This is a genomic window from Halorubrum sp. Atlit-28R, from assembly GCF_003665955.1.
GTDB classification, from domain to species: domain Archaea; phylum Halobacteriota; class Halobacteria; order Halobacteriales; family Haloferacaceae; genus Halorubrum; species Halorubrum tropicale.
Genome location: NZ_QPLS01000127.1, coordinates 1 through 533 on the forward strand (window position 1 = coordinate 1; position 533 = coordinate 533).

The following is a 533-nucleotide window of genomic DNA, read 5'->3' on the forward strand; positions in this document are numbered from 1 at the left end:
GCTTCGACGTCTTCGAGGCCGTCCGTAGACTGACCGCTGACGCGAACGGACAGTTCGTAGAGGTCGAGTTCCACGTGCGGCACCGTCTCGTCACCGTAGCCGTTTTGCCCGTTCATCCCACCGTCGGCGGTTTGCTGACTCTCGCCGTTGACACGCCCGTCTTCGACGGTCGATTCGTCCGACTCATCGTCGGTTGGCTCGTCCGTCTCTCCGTCAAGCGTCGAGTTGGCCTCGGCCTCGTCGTCGGTCATGTGCGGCGCGTCGCTTCCGGGGATGAAAAAGGCGGGTGATTCCGTGACGAGACGAACGAAGAAGACGACGAGATGATTTCAGACGAGGTCGGTATCGAGACCGTCGCAGACGCGGTCGTGAAGTTTGCCCGTGACGGTCTCCATGAGGCGTTCGAGATTGACCGTGTCTTCGCGGTTGTACGAGACGAGGGTGTCGAGAGCCGATTCGTCGCCGCGTTCGTACTCGCGCCAGAGCCTGACCGCATCTCGGCCGGAGATATCGGGGCGGTCGCGGTCGATGCC

Annotated in this window: 2 protein-coding genes; both read right to left on the reverse strand. The window is 62.5% G+C overall.

Features of this window, described 5'->3' with window-relative positions; all coding sequences use genetic code 11:
* Positions 1–251: hypothetical protein (locus DVK06_RS17140; RefSeq protein WP_121601138.1), on the reverse strand; the 251-nt coding region annotated here is incomplete at its 3' end.
* Positions 252–329: 78 nt separating this feature from the next.
* Positions 330–533 (reverse strand): ribonuclease H-like domain-containing protein (locus DVK06_RS17145; protein WP_199718772.1); only part of this gene is annotated, 204 nt, incomplete at its 5' end.